Here is a 17,562-nt window from a genome sequence, read left to right on the forward strand (position 1 = left end):
CGTGGTGAATTGGATTGTCAGTATAGCGTCCAGCGCGTCCCACTCCAACCGATCTCCAACGCTGAGGCAGAGATCCTCTACGCTTCGTGTTATAATCGCCGCAATTATGTCGCCAGAGCGGCCTGTCATTACACGTTGAGCAAGAGACGATGTTTGAAAATTTAACCGATCGTTTGTCGCGCACCCTGCGCAATATCAGCGGCCGTGGGCGGCTGACCGAAGAAAATATCAAAGAAACCCTGCGTGAAGTGCGTATGGCATTGCTGGAAGCGGACGTTGCGCTGCCGGTAGTGCGGGACTTTATCAATCGCGTAAAAGAAAGCGCGGTCGGTCATGAAGTAAACAAAAGCCTGACGCCGGGGCAAGAGTTCGTCAAAATCGTCAAGAGCGAGCTGATTGCCGCGATGGGCGAAGTGAACACCGAACTGAACCTGGCGGCGCAACCGCCGGCAGTGGTGTTGATGGCGGGCTTGCAAGGGGCAGGTAAAACGACCAGCGTTGCCAAACTTGGCAAATTCCTGAAAGAAAAACAGAAGAAGAAAGTGTTGGTGGTTTCCGCCGACGTTTATCGCCCTGCGGCGATCAAACAGTTGGAAACACTGGCGGAAAGTGTCGGCATCGACTTTTTCCCTTCGGATGTTAAAGAAAAACCGATCGATATCGTTAACCGTGCGCTGCAACAAGCCAAGCTGAAATTCTACGATGTATTGATCGTCGATACCGCGGGCCGTTTGCACGTTGACGAAGCGATGATGGACGAAATCAAACAGGTGCACGCGGCGATAAAGCCAGTAGAAACCCTGTTTGTGGTCGACGCCATGACCGGTCAGGATGCGGCCAATACAGCCAAGGCCTTTAACGAAGCCTTGCCGTTGACTGGTGTGGTGCTGACCAAGGTCGACGGTGACGCGCGTGGCGGTGCTGCATTGTCCATCCGTCACATTACCGGCAAACCGATCAAGTTCCTCGGCGTGGGCGAGAAAACAGAAGCGCTGGAACCATTCCATCCGGACCGTGTGGCTTCACGCATTCTCGGCATGGGCGATGTGCTGTCGTTGATCGAAGATATCGAAAGCAAAGTTGACCGTGAACAAGCGGAAAAACTGGCTAACAAGCTGAAGAAGGGTGACGGTTTCGATCTGACCGACTTCCTGGAGCAGCTTAAGCAGATGCGTAACATGGGCGGTATGGCCAGCATGCTGAGCAAACTGCCTGGTGCCGGCCAATTGCCGGACAATGTGAAATCGCAAATGGACGATAAAGTTCTGGTGCGTATGGAAGCGATCATCAATTCGATGACGCTGAAAGAGCGCGCTAAACCGGAAATCATCAAAGGCTCGCGCAAGCGTCGCATTGCGGTGGGCTCCGGCATGCAGGTGCAGGACGTTAACCGTTTGTTAAAACAGTTTGACGACATGCAACGCATGATGAAAAAGATGAAAAAAGGCGGAATGGCGAAGATGATGCGCGGCATGAAAGGTATGATGCCGCCGGGCTTCCCTGGCCGCTGACAGGTGCTTGCCCTCTGGGGTGAGCGCGTTTAAGCATTTGCCGTTCGCGGTGAAAACCGCCCGAAATATGACTGGCGATAAAAAGTAGTTGACGGCGATCTACGCTTTCGATTGCTTTTTGCGCCAAAATGAGTAAAATTTTCGGGCTTTTTATATTGCAACCGGGCCCCGTTCCCTCAATGGGGCCCGGCTGTTTTATTAACTAAAGAGGATGTTATGGTAACAATTCGTTTGGCACGTGGCGGCGCTAAAAAGCGTCCGTTCTATCAAGTAGTAGTGACCGACAGCCGCAATGCTCGTGATGGTCGTTTCATCGAGCGCGTAGGCTTCTTCAACCCGATCGCATCTGGTCAGGCTGAAGCACTGCGTCTGGACCTGGACCGCATCGAACATTGGGTCGGCCTGGGTGCAACTGTTTCTGATCGCGTTCACGCGCTGATCAAAGACGCTAAGAAAGCAGCTTAATCTGTCGCGGTGGTGGCAATGAGCAAGCAACTCAAACCGGTAGCACCGATCGCGCCGATTGTACTCGGTAAAATGGGGTCTACTTACGGCATCCGTGGTTGGCTCAGAGTATTTTCATCCACCGAGAACGCCGAAAGCATTTTTGACTATCAGCCCTGGTTTATCCAGCAGGCGGGTCAATGGCAGCTTGTCGAGTTGGAAGACTGGAAGCGCCACAGTCAGGATCTGATCATCAAAGTCAAAGGCGTTGATGATCGGGATGCTGCGAATCTACTGACCAATCGCGAGATCCTGGTAGATTCAAAACAACTTCCTCCGCTGGAGGGTGATGATTATTACTGGAAAGACCTTATGGGCTGCCAGGTCGTCACCACCACCGGCTACGAACTGGGTAAAGTCATCGATATGATGGAAACCGGTTCGAACGATGTGATGGTTGTGAAAGCTAACCTGAAAGATGCATTCGGCATGAAGGAGCGGTTGGTCCCGTTTCTTCATGGGCAGGTTATCAAGAAAGTCGATCTCACTGCTCGCGTGATTGAAGCAGATTGGGATCCTGGTTTTTGACCTCCGAATTAAACGGTCGAAACAAGTGGAATGACAGTATGGGGATTGGCTTGTGTTCATTGGTATTGTAAGCCTGTTTCCTGAGATGTTCCGCGCAATCACCGATTACGGGGTGACTGGCCGGGCAGTAAAAAATGGCCTGCTGAGCGTGCAGTGTTGGAGTCCTCGTGACTTCACCTACGACCGGCATCGTACCGTGGACGATCGCCCTTATGGCGGCGGCCCGGGAATGCTGATGATGGTGCAACCCTTGCGGGAAGCCATTCATGCAGCAAAAGCAGCGGCAGGCGAGGGAGCAAAGGTGATTTATCTGTCACCTCAGGGACGCAAGCTGGATCAAACCGGTGTGTGCGAACTGGCGACCAACCAGAAGATGATTCTGGTGTGCGGTCGTTATGAAGGGGTAGATGAGCGCGTAATCCAAACCGAAATTGATGAAGAATGGTCAATCGGCGATTACGTACTCAGCGGTGGGGAACTGCCGGCAATGACCCTGATCGATTCAGTTGCCCGCTTTATACCGGGTGTACTGGGCCATCAGGCTTCAGCAGAAGAAGATTCTTTTGCCGACGGATTGCTGGATTGCCCGCATTATACCCGTCCTGAGGTGTTGGAAGGGATGGAGGTTCCGCCAGTTTTACTGTCGGGCAACCATGCCGAGATACGTCGCTGGCGCTTAAAGCAGTCGCTGGGCCGTACCTGGCTTAGAAGACCTGAACTTCTAGAAAGCCTAGCTCTGACTGACGAGCAAGCGGTGTTGCTGGCTGAGTTCCAACGGGAACATCAGTCCAAGCAGCAGGACTATGAAGGGAACGTCTGAGCAACTGGCTCGACGGGACCGATATATCAGTTTACCTAGGGTAAGAGACATATTATGAGCAACATTATTAAGCAAATTGAACAAGAGCAGATGAAGCAAGACGTACCTGCATTCCGTCCGGGTGATTCCGTGGAAGTTAAGGTATGGGTCGTTGAAGGTAGCAAAAAACGTCTGCAGGCATTCGAGGGCGTGGTTATCGCTATCCGTAACCGCGGTCTGCACTCTGCATTCACTGTTCGTAAGATTTCCAACGGCGAAGGTGTTGAGCGTGTATTCCAGACTCACTCACCAGTAATTGACAGCATTGCTGTTAAACGTCGTGGTGCCGTTCGTAAAGCCAAACTGTACTATCTGCGTGAGCGTACTGGTAAGTCTGCTCGTATCAAAGAGCGTCTGAACCGCGTCGGCTAACGCTGCATCCAAAAGTTAATATCTATGAAGGGGTTGGCATATGCCAACCCCTTTTTTTATGCGTATAAATTTAGATATAAAAAAGTCTGCTGTCATAGGCAGACTTTTTGCGCTATAGCGCGGCGGCACGCGGCTTGGTTTTTTCCGGGTGCGGCTGAGCCGGAATAATATCGCCAGGCTTTACGATCACTCGTGCGACGGACTCATGCGTGGCAAAGGTGCAGCTACAGTTAATATTCTGGCATTGGTGATAGCGTTCTTTGGTCGCTTCGCTGAGGTAACGGCTAGAGCGGGTATGGGCCACGCTACCGCAGAGTGGACAGTGCATCATAAAACCCCCTTGCAATGTATAAGTGAGAACGGATCGGGCATGGGCCAAAATCAAAAAGTTTAGAGACTGCCCTGTCTATTGAACGGGAAGTGGTATCAGCGCTCCTAAGCGTGATGCTCGCAGTATCTACTGTGATAATTGATAGTGTTCATGCTCTGTACCCGTTCAATAATTACTGTGTATATATACAGTATTAAGCTATTTGCTAAAGTCGTCAATAGCTCACGTGATGTTTTTAGCAAAATGTTTAACCTCGAACTTTGGACATAAAAAAAGCCCATCAATGATGGGCTTAGAGAAGATTAGGTATAGAGGCGGGAAATTACAGACCGTATACCAGGCTGATGGACGTTGTGGTATCAGTGTTCTTCGGTGCGGACGCTGGCGGCTTGCTGTTGTAAGTCACGTTATAAGCCAGACGCAGTGCGAACCTTTCGTTAATCGCGACGCTTAGCGCGGTTTCCGAGTTCAAGGTGGTTTCTTCGTTAGCCAGTGCGGACACACCTTCGGAGAACTTGGTGTTGTCGGTTAACTGGTACGAATAGTTAGCTGCACCGTAGGCCAGCGCTTTGGTTGAACGACCACCACCATGATATTCATCGTGACGAACGCCTGGACCAAATTCAACACGCAGATCGCTGAGAGGCCCGTTTAAGATTTGGCGACCATAACCGCCGGTCAGCGTGGAACGGGAGTCATAACCGTTGAAGCGGTCACTCAGCCAACTTGCTTGGCCGAACAAATAGTTTCGATCGGTCAGGTTATAACGGGTACGGCCACCGGCCTGATACTTTTCTGACGAACGCACATTAGAGGAGGTGGTGTTGTTGGCAGCTCCCCAGAGGCTGTAGGCAGCATCGCTGTTGAACCAGGTCATGCTGGTGTTGGCCAACAGGGTTGAGCTTTGCGAGTTGCCTGACTGAGAGTTGTAACCCGCCTGGACGTTACCTTCAAACGGCTTTTTCGCGGTGGCCGGATCGTCCATCGCGGTAAAAAGCGTATTGTCGGCAAGGGCTGAAACACTGGTGAAAGTCGTTAAGCAGCTAATGAACAGCGGAATAGCGCGGCGAGCGCGTAAAGAGAGCATTTTGGATCCAGTTGTTAAGAGTGATTATAAGTGATTTCGGTCACATTATATCGGTTCGTCATGGCGACCAAAATAGCTACGATTAGCTTAAGTTTTTAATTTCTCATCATCACTTATTCACTTTTCTTCTACTTAATTAACCCCTTCCTGCGGCATATCATGCTGAGTATCCTTAGTGTTTGGCTGGTTTTTGGCCAAGGTTGTCGTCTGGTGGCAACAGCGGGTGGGTAGCCGTGTTCGATAATCCTGATGAGAGCGAGAGCTGTATCGCGGCCTGATACTTTGCCGTTAAAAATGCAATGTACATTTATATTTACACTTGGTGGCAATGATGTCCACCTTTTAAGATTAAAAGAGATAAACGAAAATTTTGGTTGTATTTGATTGTTTTTATTTATAAATCATATTATTGATTGCTTTCGATTGTCTATTTCAATGCGGCCTTTCAAGATGATTTGTTAGTGGTAATTTTTTATTTACAGATATCGGATTGAAAACTTTACATCTCATGATATGGTAAGGACCTGAAACGCTCAAGGTTGTATTAACGCTTACGCATAACGGCAAACGACAGGAATAGCATCATGCAAAAAGACGCGCTCAATAACGTTCATATCAGTGCAGAACAAATTCTGATCACTCCGGAAGAACTGAAGAACCAGTTCCCGCTCAGCGCCAGCGATGAAAATGAAATCGCGACCGCACGCAAAACCATCGCTGATATTTTGCAGGGGCGCGATCATCGCCTGCTGGTGGTATGCGGACCTTGTTCAATCCACGACCCGGATGCTGCACTGGATTACGCCCGTCATTTGAAAACCCTGTCGGCTGAATTGAGCGATCAGCTGTATATCGTTATGCGCGTCTATTTTGAAAAACCACGAACCACGGTCGGCTGGAAAGGCCTGATTAACGATCCGTACATGGATGGTTCGTTTGATGTTGAAGCCGGTTTGCACATCGCGCGTCGCCTGTTGCTGGATTTGGTGGGTATGGGCCTGCCGTTGGCGACAGAAGCGTTGGATCCGAACAGCCCGCAATACCTGGGAGACTTGTTCAGCTGGTCAGCGATTGGTGCGCGCACCACAGAATCGCAGACGCACCGCGAGATGGCTTCAGGTTTGTCGATGCCGGTGGGTTTCAAAAACGGTACCGATGGCAGCCTGGGTACGGCAATCAACGCCATGCGTGCAGCGGCGATGCCGCACCGTTTTGTCGGCATCAACCAGGCAGGGCAAGTGTGCCTGCTGCAAACGCAAGGTAACCCAGATGGGCATGTGATCCTGCGTGGCGGCAAAACACCAAACTACAGTGCCGAAGACGTTGCAGCCTGTGAAAAACAGATGCAGGACGCGGGACTCCACCCGTCCTTGATGATAGATTGCAGCCATGGCAACTCGAATAAAGACTATCGCCGTCAACCGGCGGTTGCTGAGTCCGTGGTAGAGCAGATCAAAGCGGGTAACCGTTCGATCACCGGCATTATGCTGGAAAGCCACCTGCACGAAGGTAGCCAGTCTTCTGAACAACCGCGTGCAGATATGCGCTACGGGGTTTCTGTTACCGATGCCTGCATTAACTGGGAAAGTACAGAGACGCTGCTGCGCCATATGCACCAGGAACTCGGCGCCGCGCTGACGGCTCGCACTGGAGAGTAGTAAGTTATGGTGGCTGAACTGACCGCGCTGCGCGATCAAATTGATGAAGTGGATAAAGCGCTGCTGGAGCTGTTGGCAAAACGTTTACAACTGGTAGCGGAAGTGGGTGAGGTGAAAAGCCACCACGGCTTACCCGTCTATGTTCCTGAACGTGAGGCCGCAATGTTGGCCTCACGGCGTAAGGAAGCAGACAATCTTGGTGTACCGCCTGACTTGATCGAGGACGTACTACGTCGGGTTATGCGTGAGTCTTACGTCAGTGAGAATGACAAAGGCTTTAAAACCCTGAATCCACAGCTGCGTCCGATTGTCATTATCGGCGGTAACGGCCAAATGGGCCGGTTGTTTAATCGTCTGCTGACGCTGTCCGGCTACCAAGTCAAGGTATTGGATCAGCAAGATTGGCCGCAGGCCGATGCTTTGCTGGCAGACGCCGGAATGGTGATTGTCAGCGTACCTATTCACGTGACCGAAAGCGTCATTGAACGGTTACCGCAGCTGCCGGCGGACTGTATCCTGGTCGATCTGGCTTCGGTAAAAAATCGTCCGTTGAATGCTATGTTGGCTGCTCATGCCGGTCCTGTGGTAGGTCTGCATCCGATGTTTGGTCCAGACGTTGGCAGTGTAGCCAAACAAGTTGTGGTGTATTGCGATGGTCGCGAGCCGCAAGCCTATCAATGGTTGCTGGCGCAGCTGCAGGTATGGGGCGCGCGTTTGCACCGTATTAGCGCGGTTGAGCACGATCAGAACATGGCCTTCATTCAGGCACTGCGCCATTTTGCGACCTTTGCTTATGGCTTGCACCTGGCAGAAGAAAACGTTCAGTTGGAACAGTTACTGGCACTCTCTTCACCGATTTATCGGTTAGAGCTGGCGATGGTCGGGCGGCTGTTTGCTCAGGATCCGCAACTGTATGCGGATATCATCATGTCGTCGGAAGAGAACATTGCATTGATCAAGCGGTACTACCAACGGTTTGGTGAGGCGATAAAGCTGCTGGAACAGGGCGATAAACAGGCCTTTATTCAAAGTTTCCAGAAAGTAGAGCATTGGTTTGGTGACTATGCGCAGCGTTTCTTGGTGGAAAGTCGCTCGTTGTTACGTCAGGCGAACGACAGCCGGCAGTAATAGCGTATTGGGGTTCGGCACTGCCGAACCCTTTTTTATCGCATTTAGGACGGATTGACCGGGACCACGTTGTCACTGGGGTAGCAACCCAGCACCTTCAGCGAACGCGTGATTGGCGTCAGATCCCTCAACGCTTTCTGCATCGCTTCAGAACGCAGGTTAGCCTGCACATCGATATAAAACATTTCTTCCCACGGATTACCGTTAATTGGGCGAGACTCCAGTTTGGTCATGATGATGCCGTTATCGCGCAGTACCAACAATGCTTCTACCAACGCGCCTGACTGTTGACCGGTAGCCATAATCAACGTCGTTTTAGCCGGGACTTGTTCTGAGACGTCAATAGCTTTACGCGCCAGCACAATGAAGCGGGTAATGTTCTGCTGTTGATTGGCCAGATTATGTTCCAACACCTGTAGACCATAGAGTGCACCGCCAGCTTCGCTGCCCAATGCGGCAGCTTTTGGTGAGTTCAATTTGGCAACTTTTTCCATCGCTGCTGCGGTGCTTTCACAATACTCAATTTTCCAGTGCGGGTAGCGGTTAATGAATTGGCTGCACTGTTGGAATGGCTGAGGGTGGCTATACACGGTTTCGATCTGTGCAAGGTCAGTATCATTGGCAACCAGGACGCAGTGATCGATAGGGTTGGTCAGTTCGCCGACGATCGACAGGCTGGTGTGCTGCAGCAGATCGTAGACGTCGTTAATCGAACCTGAACTGGTATTCTCGATTGGCAGAATGGCGTAATCCGCCTGACCAGTTTCGACCTGGGTAAAGATATCCTGGAATTTCTGGCAACCGCATTCGATCAACTGATCGAAATGACGCGCGGCGTATTGACGCGCAGCCAAGTGTGAATAAGACCCCTTAGGGCCAAGGAATGCGATGCGGGCGGAATGCTGGCTGATTTGATTGAGTTGGCTCTGTAATAGCGCCTGCTGAGTCAATACAGAATCTTCGATAATCAGTTGGAACAAGCGAGTGACGTAAAAACCGTCCAGGTCATAGGGCTTGGCTGCAGCGATCAGGGCATCCAGCAAGTCGCGCTCACGCTCTTTATCGCGGATTGGCCGATGGGAGTGGAGTTTGGTTTTGCCTACTTCTACCGCCAGCTCACGGCGCTCTGCCAGCAAGGACAGCAATTTCAGATCCAGTGCGCTGATGCGTTTGCGCAGCACGAGTAACGGGTTGTCAGTCATAATCAGCTTCTGCCTTGTATTTTTATACGTTGTAAAATAGCCATAAAAAAAGCCCCCTGTTTTCAGGAGGCTTTGCTGTTCGTCTTCGCATTCTTTATCACACGACGAAACGCCTCCCAATCAGGGGAAGGTAAAAAAGAATGCGAAGAAAAACGGTTTACGGACCATGTGTTATCCAGAGTGTGTGATACAGGTTTTAAAGTAACCGCAGGCTTTTATCTCGTCAATAAAAAAACCAGACATCAAACGCGCCCTCAGGCGCGTTTGATGTGAAACAGCCGCTAAACGGTTATTCCTGTTCCGGCTCTACTTCCGGAATAATGTCCTTCACGCTGGTCGCGGCACGGCGTGCTTCGCCTTTATGCTGCACCTTATTCAACTGGCGCTCCAACTTGGCGATCAAATCGTTAACGGCGGTGTACATGTCATCATGTTTTGCGCTGGCAACTAGCGGGCCGTTAGGTGTGGTAATGGTGGCGTCGGCAACAAACCCTTGTGGTTCTTTGGATAGAACGATATGCGGGTTAATCAGTTGGGCCTGCCATTTTTCCAGTTTGGTGAGACGGTCTTCGACGTGACTGCGGATTGCGGGAGTGATATCCATTTGTTTGCTGGTAATGTTCAATGTCATATAACTTACCTCTCTGTCTTTCCGTCTTGGATGGATCCAGCATACCTCGCTTTTTGTTTAAATGCGTGATGTAAATCACGTTTTTTTGTCACTTTTTGCAAAGTTAGTTCAATCTGTGATTCAGCATTTGTATTGGCTATCTAACGCTTGAGTCTTGTGAGCGGAACGCGCATTATTGAAGGGATGCGCGGTGGGGCATTATTGCTAACACTGTGTTTTTGCTTGTGTATTTATCCTGTTTTGGCTAAGTATTCGGCAAATGAAAACGGCAGCCTCGGCTGCCGTTTTGTTTTTCTACTGTTGCCAATCAGGTTATGCTGGGTTGGCAGCAATCACTTTGCCCACTTTGTCGGCCTGACCGTTCAGTTGCAGCTGCTTATACGCATTTTCCATCAGCGGCAACGCATCGCGCGTCGCTTTGGTATCTGGGTATTCACGCAGCATCTGCTCGGCGCGATTAACGACCGCGACGTAGGCACCGCGTTTAGTGTAGTATTCCACCACCGAAAGCTCATACTTGGCCAGGCGGTCTTTCAGATACACCAGACGCTTGTTTGCATCGGTCACGTACTGGCTGTTCGGGTACTGCTGAATCAGCTGGCTGAAATCGCGAAACGCCGCGCGTGCATGCTGAGGATCTCGGTCTGAACGATCGACCCCGAAGAAGCCTTGCAATGCACTGTCATCCAACGCCATATCGGTCAGACCACGCATGTACATCACGTAGTCGATGTTCGGGTGCGTTGGGTTCAGACGCATGAAACGATCGATAGACGCCTGAGCCAGCGGTAAATCGGCAGATTTGTAGTAGGCATAAATCAGATCCAACTGGACCTGCTGAGAGTACGGCCCGAAAGGATAGCGGTTATCTAACGCTTCGAGTTGCGTAATCGCGCCCTTAAAGTTACCGTCCTGCAGTTTTTGCTGGGCAGTAGCATAGATTTCCGAAGGTGGGTTGTCGGGAACCGCATCCTTGGATGTGGAGCAACCTGCCAGCGCCAGGCTCAACGTGGCTGCCGCCACCAGATATTTCATACGCGTCATGACGTTTTGATTATCCTCAGGGTGTTATTCCGGGAGACTGTCCGTTAAGCTCCCGACAAAGACCAGGTACAATAGCACATTATATTAAACGGCATCGCCGTGAAAACCCAACGTTAACGAAGAAGCTGCATATGGCACAACAAGTACAACTCACCGCAACGGTGGCCGAATCTCAACTCGGACAACGTTTAGATCAGGCTTTGGCCGAATTGTTCCCTGATTATTCACGATCTCGCATAAAAGATTGGATCCTGGACAATCGGGTGCAGGTCAATGGCAAAACGATAAACAAACCGAAAGAGAAGGTGCTGGGGGGAGAGACGGTCGCCATTGATGCACAGATAGAAGAAGAGGCACGCTGGGAACCGCAGGATATCGCCCTGAATATCGTTTACGAAGACAGTGATATTTTGGTGATCAACAAACCACGCGATCTGGTTGTGCACCCTGGCGCCGGTAATCCGGACGGCACTGTGCTCAATGCATTGCTGCACTATTATCCTGAAATTGCCGATGTGCCACGTGCCGGCATCGTGCACCGTTTGGATAAAGACACCACCGGTCTGATGGTGGTGGCGAAAACCGTTCCAGCACAAACTCGACTGGTCGAAGCACTGCAGGCGCGTGAAATTACGCGTGAATATGAAGCGGTTGCTATCGGTACCATGACTGCAGGCGGTACCGTTGAGGAGCCAATTTCGCGCCACTCAACCAAACGCACCCATATGGCAGTACACCCAATGGGCAAACCGGCGGTGACGCATTACCGTATTATGGAGCACTTCCGCGCACATACTCGTTTGCGTTTGCGTCTGGAAACCGGTCGTACTCACCAGATCCGTGTGCACATGTCGCACATTAACCATCCGCTGGTGGGTGATCAGCTATACGGTGGCCGTCCACGTCCGCCAAAGGGTGCGTCAGACGCATTTATTGCCACACTGCGCGGTTTCGATCGCCAGGCGCTGCACGCCACCATGCTGCGTTTATATCATCCGATCAGCGGTATCCAAATGGAGTGGCATGCGCCGCTGCCACAGGATATGGTCGATCTGATTAACGCACTGAAAGCTGACACCGAAGAATTCAAAGATCAGATGAACTGGTAATGGATTCGCTCATCTTGCCGGATTGGCCGCTGCCTGCAGGCGTAAAAGCCTGCAGCACAACCCGTAGTGGTGGCGTTAGTGTGCCACCCTATGATTCGCTCAACCTCGGAACCCACGTGGGTGATGAGGCTCGGGCAGTCGCGGATAACCGCCAACGGCTGGTGGTGGGGGCAGCTCTACCGCAGATGCCGGTTTGGTTGGAACAGATACATGGTACGCGTGTCGTACGGTTAGATGGGCGAACGCCGACCGATCTGCGTGCGGACGCGGTTTACAGTAATGTGCCGGGGCAGGTGTGTGCAGTGATGACGGCAGATTGCTTGCCGGTGCTGTTTTGCTCGCAGGCCGGTGATGAAGTGGCCGCAGCCCATGCCGGTTGGCGCGGGTTGTGTAATGGCGTGCTGGAACACACGGTGGCAGAGTTTGCCACTGAGCCAGCAAACATTACCGCCTGGCTCGGTCCGGCGATTGGTCCAGAGCAGTTTGAAGTCGGGCCAGAGGTGCGTACTGCGTTTATAAATGTAGATGCCGACGCTACCGCTGCTTTTACCCCACAGGGTGATAAATTCCTGGCTAACATCTATCTACTGGCACGCCAGCGCTTACAGCGCGCAGGTATCCACGCTATCTACGGTGGTGATCGCTGTACGGTGAGCGAAATCAGTCATTTTTTCTCCTATCGCCGCGATGGAATAACCGGACGTCTGGCAAGTTTAATCTGGGTGATATAACCTATTGAATTAGGACGGTCCAAAGACGCATGATGTAGTACCGAAAATATACAGTCGAAATAACCTTGAAAATTTGAGGGATGACCTCATTTAATCTCCAGTAGCAATTTCGACCAATCTTGGAGGTGTTATGCGTCTGGATCGTCTTACCAACAAATTCCAGCTTGCCCTCGCCGATGCCCAATCTCTTGCACTTGGGCGCGACAACCAGTTTATTGAGCCGTTACATCTGATGAGCGCCCTGCTTAATCAGGAAGGGGGCACGGTTCGTCCACTTTTAACTTCTGCCGGTATTGATGCAGGGCGCGTGCGCACTGAAATCGAACAGGCACTGTCTCGTCAGCCTCAAGTCGAAGGTACCGGTGGTGACGTTCAACCGTCTCATGAACTGGTGCGTGTCCTTAACCTGTGTGACAAGCTAGCGCAAAAGCGGGCGGACAAATTCATTTCTTCCGAACTCTTTGTACTGGCGGTGCTTGAGGATCGCGGGACATTGACCGATCTGTTGAAAGCGGCCGGTGCGACAACCGATAAAATCAGCAAGGCTATTGAGCAAATGCGAGGTGGAGACAGCGTGGAAGACCAAGGTGCTGAAGACCAACGTCAGGCATTGAAGAAATACACTATTGATCTGACCGAGCGTGCCGAGCAGGGCAAACTTGACCCGGTTATCGGCCGTGACGAAGAGATCCGTCGCACCATTCAGGTGCTGCAACGTCGTACCAAAAACAACCCGGTGTTGATCGGCGAGCCTGGCGTGGGTAAAACCGCCATCGTCGAAGGTTTGGCGCAACGCATTATTAATGGTGAAGTCCCGGAAGGCCTAAAACATAAACGTGTGCTGTCCCTCGATATGGGGGCGCTGATCGCCGGGGCCAAATACCGCGGTGAGTTTGAAGAACGTCTGAAAGCGGTGCTGAGCGATCTGTCCAAACAGGAAGGCAGTGTCATTCTGTTTATTGACGAACTGCACACAATGGTCGGCGCGGGTAAAGCCGATGGCGCGATGGATGCCGGTAATATGTTGAAACCGGCGCTGGCGCGTGGGGAACTGCACTGCGTCGGTGCCACCACGCTGGACGAATATCGCCAGTATATAGAGAAGGACGCGGCGCTCGAACGTCGTTTCCAGAAAGTCTATGTGGCAGAGCCTAGCGTTGAAGACACCATCGCTATCTTGCGTGGCCTGAAAGAACGTTATGAACTGCATCATCATGTGCAGATCACGGACCCGGCGATTGTTGCGGCGGCGACATTGTCGCACCGATACATTTCTGATCGCCAGTTGCCGGATAAGGCCATTGACCTGATCGATGAGGCCGCGTCCAGCATCCGTATGCAGATGGACTCAAAACCAGAATCACTTGATCGTCTGGAGCGCCGCATCATCCAGCTTAAACTGGAGCAGCAGGCACTGAGTAAAGAGTCAGATGACGCCAGTAAGAAACGCCTGGAAATGCTTAGCGGTGAGCTGGAACAGAAAGAGCGTGAATATTCAGAGCTGGAAGAAGAGTGGAAGGCGGAAAAAGCTTCACTCTCCGGTACGCAGAATATCAAAGCGGAACTTGAGCAGGCCAAGATCACCCTGGAGCAGGCGCGTCGCGTCGGCGATCTGGGGCGTATGTCGGAACTGCAGTACGGCAAGATCCCAGAGTTGGAGAAACAGCTTGCCGCTGCCACATTGGCTGAAGGCAAAACCATGAAGCTGTTGCGTAACCGGGTGACTGACGCAGAAATTGCCGAAGTGCTGGCACGTGCCACCGGTATTCCGGTCGCCAGAATGCTGGAAGGTGAACGTGACAAGCTATTACGCCTGGAGCATGAACTGCATACACGGGTTATTGGCCAGGATGAGGCAGTGAGTGCCGTATCCAATGCCATTCGTCGTAGTCGCGCTGGGCTTTCAGATCCAAATCGGCCTATCGGTTCGTTCCTGTTCCTCGGCCCGACCGGGGTAGGTAAAACCGAACTCTGTAAGGCGTTAGCTTCGTTCCTGTTCGACAGTGACGATGCGATGGTGCGTATCGACATGTCCGAGTTTATGGAAAAACACTCGGTATCACGGCTGGTGGGGGCACCTCCAGGCTATGTCGGTTATGAAGAAGGGGGTTACCTGACTGAAGCTGTGCGTCGTAGACCTTATTCGGTGATTCTGCTCGATGAAGTGGAGAAGGCGCATCCAGATGTCTTCAACATCCTGTTGCAGGTATTGGATGATGGGCGCCTGACCGATGGCCAGGGGCGTACTGTTGATTTCCGCAATACTGTGGTGATCATGACCTCTAACCTGGGGTCCGATCTTATCCAAGAGCACTTCGGTCAGATGAACTACGCACAAATGAAGGAATCCGTCATGGAAATGGTGAGCCACCACTTCCGTCCGGAATTCATTAACCGTATAGATGAGGTGGTAGTGTTCCATCCGCTCGGTCAGAAACACATCGCCGAGATTGCCAAGATCCAGTTGGCGCGTCTGTACAAACGTTTGGAAGAGCGTGGTTACGAAGTGACGATGACCGAACCTGCGTTGGCGTTGCTGGGCAAAACGGGGTTCGACCCTGTATATGGGGCGCGTCCGCTGAAGCGTGCTATCCAGCAGGAGATCGAAAACCCGCTGGCGCAGCAAATCCTTTCTGGCAAGCTGATTCCAGGCAAACTGGTTACGCTGGATGTGGAAAACGAGCACATCGTTGCCAAACAGTAATTTTCATTGCTCTTAGAGAGTTTTCTGGGCTAACGGCCTTAAAACACCACTTTTCCGGCTAATAAATATCCTAAAAGGCCTTTATTGGTTGTTATTTGAACGCTTGAAAAGTTTTTTGCATTTAGGGGTTGCGGCGTTCTGAGAACTCCCTATAATGCGCCTCCACTGACCGGGAACAACGACTCCTCTAACGAGAAACAAGTCGCCCAGCCAGGAAGAAGCAAGCCGGTGAAAACACCGTTTCTTAATAAGAAAAAAGCTTGACTCTTCAGCGGGAAAGCGTAATATGCACCTCCCGCGTTACCGAGAGTTATCTCAGTAACGAACGCTCTTTAACAATTTATCAGACAATCTGTGTGGGCACTCCACAAGACGATATCCAGAACCTTCGGGTTCGAAAAAATATCAAGTCTTGAAGAGTGACCAAGCAATAAGTCAGTCGGTTGATTCGTCAACGGTCTGATTATTACGAAAGTTAATTTTCGAGCATCGCTTCACGAGTTGAAGCAAATCAAGCTTTTAATTGAAGAGTTTGATCATGGCTCAGATTGAACGCTGGCGGCAGGCCTAACACATGCAAGTCGAGCGGTAGCACAAGAGAGCTTGCTCTCTGGGTGACGAGCGGCGGACGGGTGAGTAATGTCTGGGAAACTGCCTGATGGAGGGGGATAACTACTGGAAACGGTAGCTAATACCGCATAACGTCTTCGGACCAAAGTGGGGGACCTTCGGGCCTCACGCCATCAGATGTGCCCAGATGGGATTAGCTAGTAGGTGGGGTAATGGCTCACCTAGGCGACGATCCCTAGCTGGTCTGAGAGGATGACCAGCCACACTGGAACTGAGACACGGTCCAGACTCCTACGGGAGGCAGCAGTGGGGAATATTGCACAATGGGCGCAAGCCTGATGCAGCCATGCCGCGTGTGTGAAGAAGGCCTTCGGGTTGTAAAGCACTTTCAGCGAGGAGGAAGGGCAGTGTGTTAATAGCACATTGCATTGACGTTACTCGCAGAAGAAGCACCGGCTAACTCCGTGCCAGCAGCCGCGGTAATACGGAGGGTGCAAGCGTTAATCGGAATTACTGGGCGTAAAGCGCACGCAGGCGGTTTGTTAAGTCAGATGTGAAATCCCCGCGCTTAACGTGGGAACTGCATTTGAAACTGGCAAGCTAGAGTCTTGTAGAGGGGGGTAGAATTCCAGGTGTAGCGGTGAAATGCGTAGAGATCTGGAGGAATACCGGTGGCGAAGGCGGCCCCCTGGACAAAGACTGACGCTCAGGTGCGAAAGCGTGGGGAGCAAACAGGATTAGATACCCTGGTAGTCCACGCTGTAAACGATGTCGACTTGGAGGTTGTGCCCTTGAGGCGTGGCTTCCGGAGCTAACGCGTTAAGTCGACCGCCTGGGGAGTACGGCCGCAAGGTTAAAACTCAAATGAATTGACGGGGGCCCGCACAAGCGGTGGAGCATGTGGTTTAATTCGATGCAACGCGAAGAACCTTACCTACTCTTGACATCCAGAGAATTCGCTAGAGATAGCTTAGTGCCTTCGGGAACTCTGAGACAGGTGCTGCATGGCTGTCGTCAGCTCGTGTTGTGAAATGTTGGGTTAAGTCCCGCAACGAGCGCAACCCTTATCCTTTGTTGCCAGCGCGTAATGGCGGGAACTCAAAGGAGACTGCCGGTGATAAACCGGAGGAAGGTGGGGATGACGTCAAGTCATCATGGCCCTTACGAGTAGGGCTACACACGTGCTACAATGGCGTATACAAAGAGAAGCGAACTCGCGAGAGCAAGCGGACCTCATAAAGTACGTCGTAGTCCGGATCGGAGTCTGCAACTCGACTCCGTGAAGTCGGAATCGCTAGTAATCGTAGATCAGAATGCTACGGTGAATACGTTCCCGGGCCTTGTACACACCGCCCGTCACACCATGGGAGTGGGTTGCAAAAGAAGTAGGTAGCTTAACCTTCGGGAGGGCGCTTACCACTTTGTGATTCATGACTGGGGTGAAGTCGTAACAAGGTAACCGTAGGGGAACCTGCGGTTGGATCACCTCCTTACCTAATGATATTGATTGCGTGAAGTGCTCACACAGATTGTCTGATGAAAAAGTAATGAGCAAAAGCGCTACCTGTTGATGTAATGAGTCTCTGACTCATG

16 protein-coding genes, 1 rRNA gene and 1 other annotated feature are annotated in these 17,562 nt (G+C 51.6%); of the genes, 11 read left to right on the forward strand and 6 right to left on the reverse strand.

Annotated elements, in window-relative coordinates; translation table 11 throughout:
- The first annotated feature begins 149 nt into the window (after positions 1-149).
- The 5 genes from ffh (at position 150) to rplS (ending at position 3,774) form a co-directional block, all read left to right on the forward strand.
- The gene (gene ffh / locus SGBXF1_RS03985; protein ID WP_037424818.1) at positions 150-1,511 is read left to right on the forward strand and encodes a signal recognition particle protein; all 1,362 of its coding nucleotides are present in this window, start codon (positions 150-152) and stop codon (positions 1,509-1,511) included.
- A gap of 216 nt (positions 1,512-1,727) precedes the next feature.
- Positions 1,728-1,976, forward strand: a complete 249-nt coding sequence (gene rpsP / locus SGBXF1_RS03990; RefSeq protein ID WP_004932501.1) for a 30S ribosomal protein S16 — start codon at positions 1,728-1,730, stop codon at positions 1,974-1,976.
- Between the two features lie 18 nt (positions 1,977-1,994).
- Positions 1,995-2,543: a ribosome maturation factor RimM gene (rimM, locus tag SGBXF1_RS03995; protein WP_037424830.1), complete on the forward strand. Its 549-nt coding sequence runs from the start codon at positions 1,995-1,997 to the stop codon at positions 2,541-2,543.
- Between the two features lie 52 nt (positions 2,544-2,595).
- Complete coding sequence (gene trmD / locus SGBXF1_RS04000) at positions 2,596-3,363, forward strand: tRNA (guanosine(37)-N1)-methyltransferase TrmD (protein WP_037424833.1); 768 nt, start codon at positions 2,596-2,598, stop codon at positions 3,361-3,363.
- A gap of 54 nt (positions 3,364-3,417) precedes the next feature.
- Complete coding sequence (gene rplS / locus SGBXF1_RS04005; RefSeq protein ID WP_012005300.1) at positions 3,418-3,774, forward strand: 50S ribosomal protein L19; 357 nt, start codon at positions 3,418-3,420, stop codon at positions 3,772-3,774.
- 112 nt (positions 3,775-3,886) lie between these two features.
- On the opposite strand, the gene SGBXF1_RS04010 is transcribed toward rplS, so the two are convergent.
- Together SGBXF1_RS04010 and SGBXF1_RS04015 are read right to left on the reverse strand one after the other, a co-directional pair.
- Entirely contained in the window at positions 3,887-4,105 is a 219-nt protein-coding gene (locus tag SGBXF1_RS04010) for an ogr/Delta-like zinc finger family protein (RefSeq protein WP_061807308.1), read from the reverse strand.
- Positions 4,106-4,427: 322 nt separating this feature from the next.
- Positions 4,428-5,192, reverse strand: coding sequence for a DUF481 domain-containing protein (locus SGBXF1_RS04015; RefSeq protein ID WP_037424880.1), 765 nt, complete (start codon positions 5,190-5,192; stop codon positions 4,428-4,430).
- A gap of 584 nt (positions 5,193-5,776) precedes the next feature.
- Between SGBXF1_RS04015 and SGBXF1_RS04020 the strand changes: the two genes are divergently transcribed.
- Together SGBXF1_RS04020 and tyrA are read left to right on the forward strand one after the other, a co-directional pair.
- Positions 5,777-6,850: a 3-deoxy-7-phosphoheptulonate synthase gene (locus SGBXF1_RS04020; protein WP_037424883.1), complete on the forward strand. Its 1,074-nt coding sequence runs from the start codon at positions 5,777-5,779 to the stop codon at positions 6,848-6,850.
- Between the two features lie 6 nt (positions 6,851-6,856).
- The gene (tyrA, locus tag SGBXF1_RS04025) at positions 6,857-7,978 is read left to right on the forward strand and encodes a bifunctional chorismate mutase/prephenate dehydrogenase (protein WP_061807307.1); all 1,122 of its coding nucleotides are present in this window, start codon (positions 6,857-6,859) and stop codon (positions 7,976-7,978) included.
- Positions 7,979-8,022: 44 nt separating this feature from the next.
- Here tyrA and pheA read toward each other — a convergent pair whose 3' ends face one another.
- From pheA to bamD, 4 genes are all read right to left on the reverse strand, one after another.
- Positions 8,023-9,180: a bifunctional chorismate mutase/prephenate dehydratase gene (gene pheA / locus SGBXF1_RS04030; protein ID WP_037424889.1), complete on the reverse strand. Its 1,158-nt coding sequence runs from the start codon at positions 9,178-9,180 to the stop codon at positions 8,023-8,025.
- 42 nt (positions 9,181-9,222) lie between these two features.
- Positions 9,223-9,349 (reverse strand) — a sequence feature (Phe leader region).
- Positions 9,301-9,348 carry a pheA operon leader peptide PheL gene (gene pheL, locus SGBXF1_RS23745; RefSeq protein WP_187962929.1) on the reverse strand — a complete coding sequence of 16 codons (48 nt, stop codon included), beginning with the start codon at positions 9,346-9,348 and terminating at the stop codon, positions 9,301-9,303. It overlaps the preceding feature by 48 nt.
- Before the next feature lie 120 nt (positions 9,350-9,469).
- On the reverse strand, positions 9,470-9,811 hold the full coding sequence (gene raiA / locus SGBXF1_RS04035) for a ribosome-associated translation inhibitor RaiA (RefSeq protein ID WP_037424892.1): 342 nt from the start codon (positions 9,809-9,811) through the stop codon (positions 9,470-9,472).
- Positions 9,812-10,123: 312 nt separating this feature from the next.
- Complete coding sequence (bamD, locus tag SGBXF1_RS04040; protein WP_037424894.1) at positions 10,124-10,855, reverse strand: outer membrane protein assembly factor BamD; 732 nt, start codon at positions 10,853-10,855, stop codon at positions 10,124-10,126.
- A 131-nt stretch (positions 10,856-10,986) separates the two neighbouring features.
- On the opposite strand from bamD, the gene rluD reads away from it, so the two are divergent.
- The 4 genes from rluD to SGBXF1_RS04060 all read left to right on the forward strand — a co-directional run bounded on the left by rluD (position 10,987) and on the right by SGBXF1_RS04060 (position 17,462).
- Positions 10,987-11,964 carry a 23S rRNA pseudouridine(1911/1915/1917) synthase RluD gene (gene rluD / locus SGBXF1_RS04045; protein WP_037424897.1) on the forward strand — a complete coding sequence of 326 codons (978 nt, stop codon included), beginning with the start codon at positions 10,987-10,989 and terminating at the stop codon, positions 11,962-11,964.
- Positions 11,964-12,695 (forward strand): purine nucleoside phosphorylase YfiH, encoded by a 732-nt coding sequence (gene yfiH / locus SGBXF1_RS04050; protein ID WP_186427861.1) that lies wholly within the window; start codon positions 11,964-11,966, stop codon positions 12,693-12,695. The genes rluD and yfiH overlap by 1 nt, the downstream gene beginning before the upstream one ends.
- Positions 12,696-12,825: 130 nt before the next feature.
- Positions 12,826-15,399 (forward strand): ATP-dependent chaperone ClpB, encoded by a 2,574-nt coding sequence (gene clpB / locus SGBXF1_RS04055; RefSeq protein WP_037424903.1) that lies wholly within the window; start codon positions 12,826-12,828, stop codon positions 15,397-15,399.
- A 520-nt stretch (positions 15,400-15,919) separates the two neighbouring features.
- Positions 15,920-17,462 (forward strand): 16S ribosomal RNA (locus SGBXF1_RS04060).
- Positions 17,463-17,562: the final 100 nt, after the last annotated feature.

The sequence above is a fragment of the Serratia grimesii genome (genome assembly GCF_900186025.1).
Taxonomy (GTDB): Bacteria; Pseudomonadota; Gammaproteobacteria; order Enterobacterales; family Enterobacteriaceae; genus Serratia; species Serratia grimesii.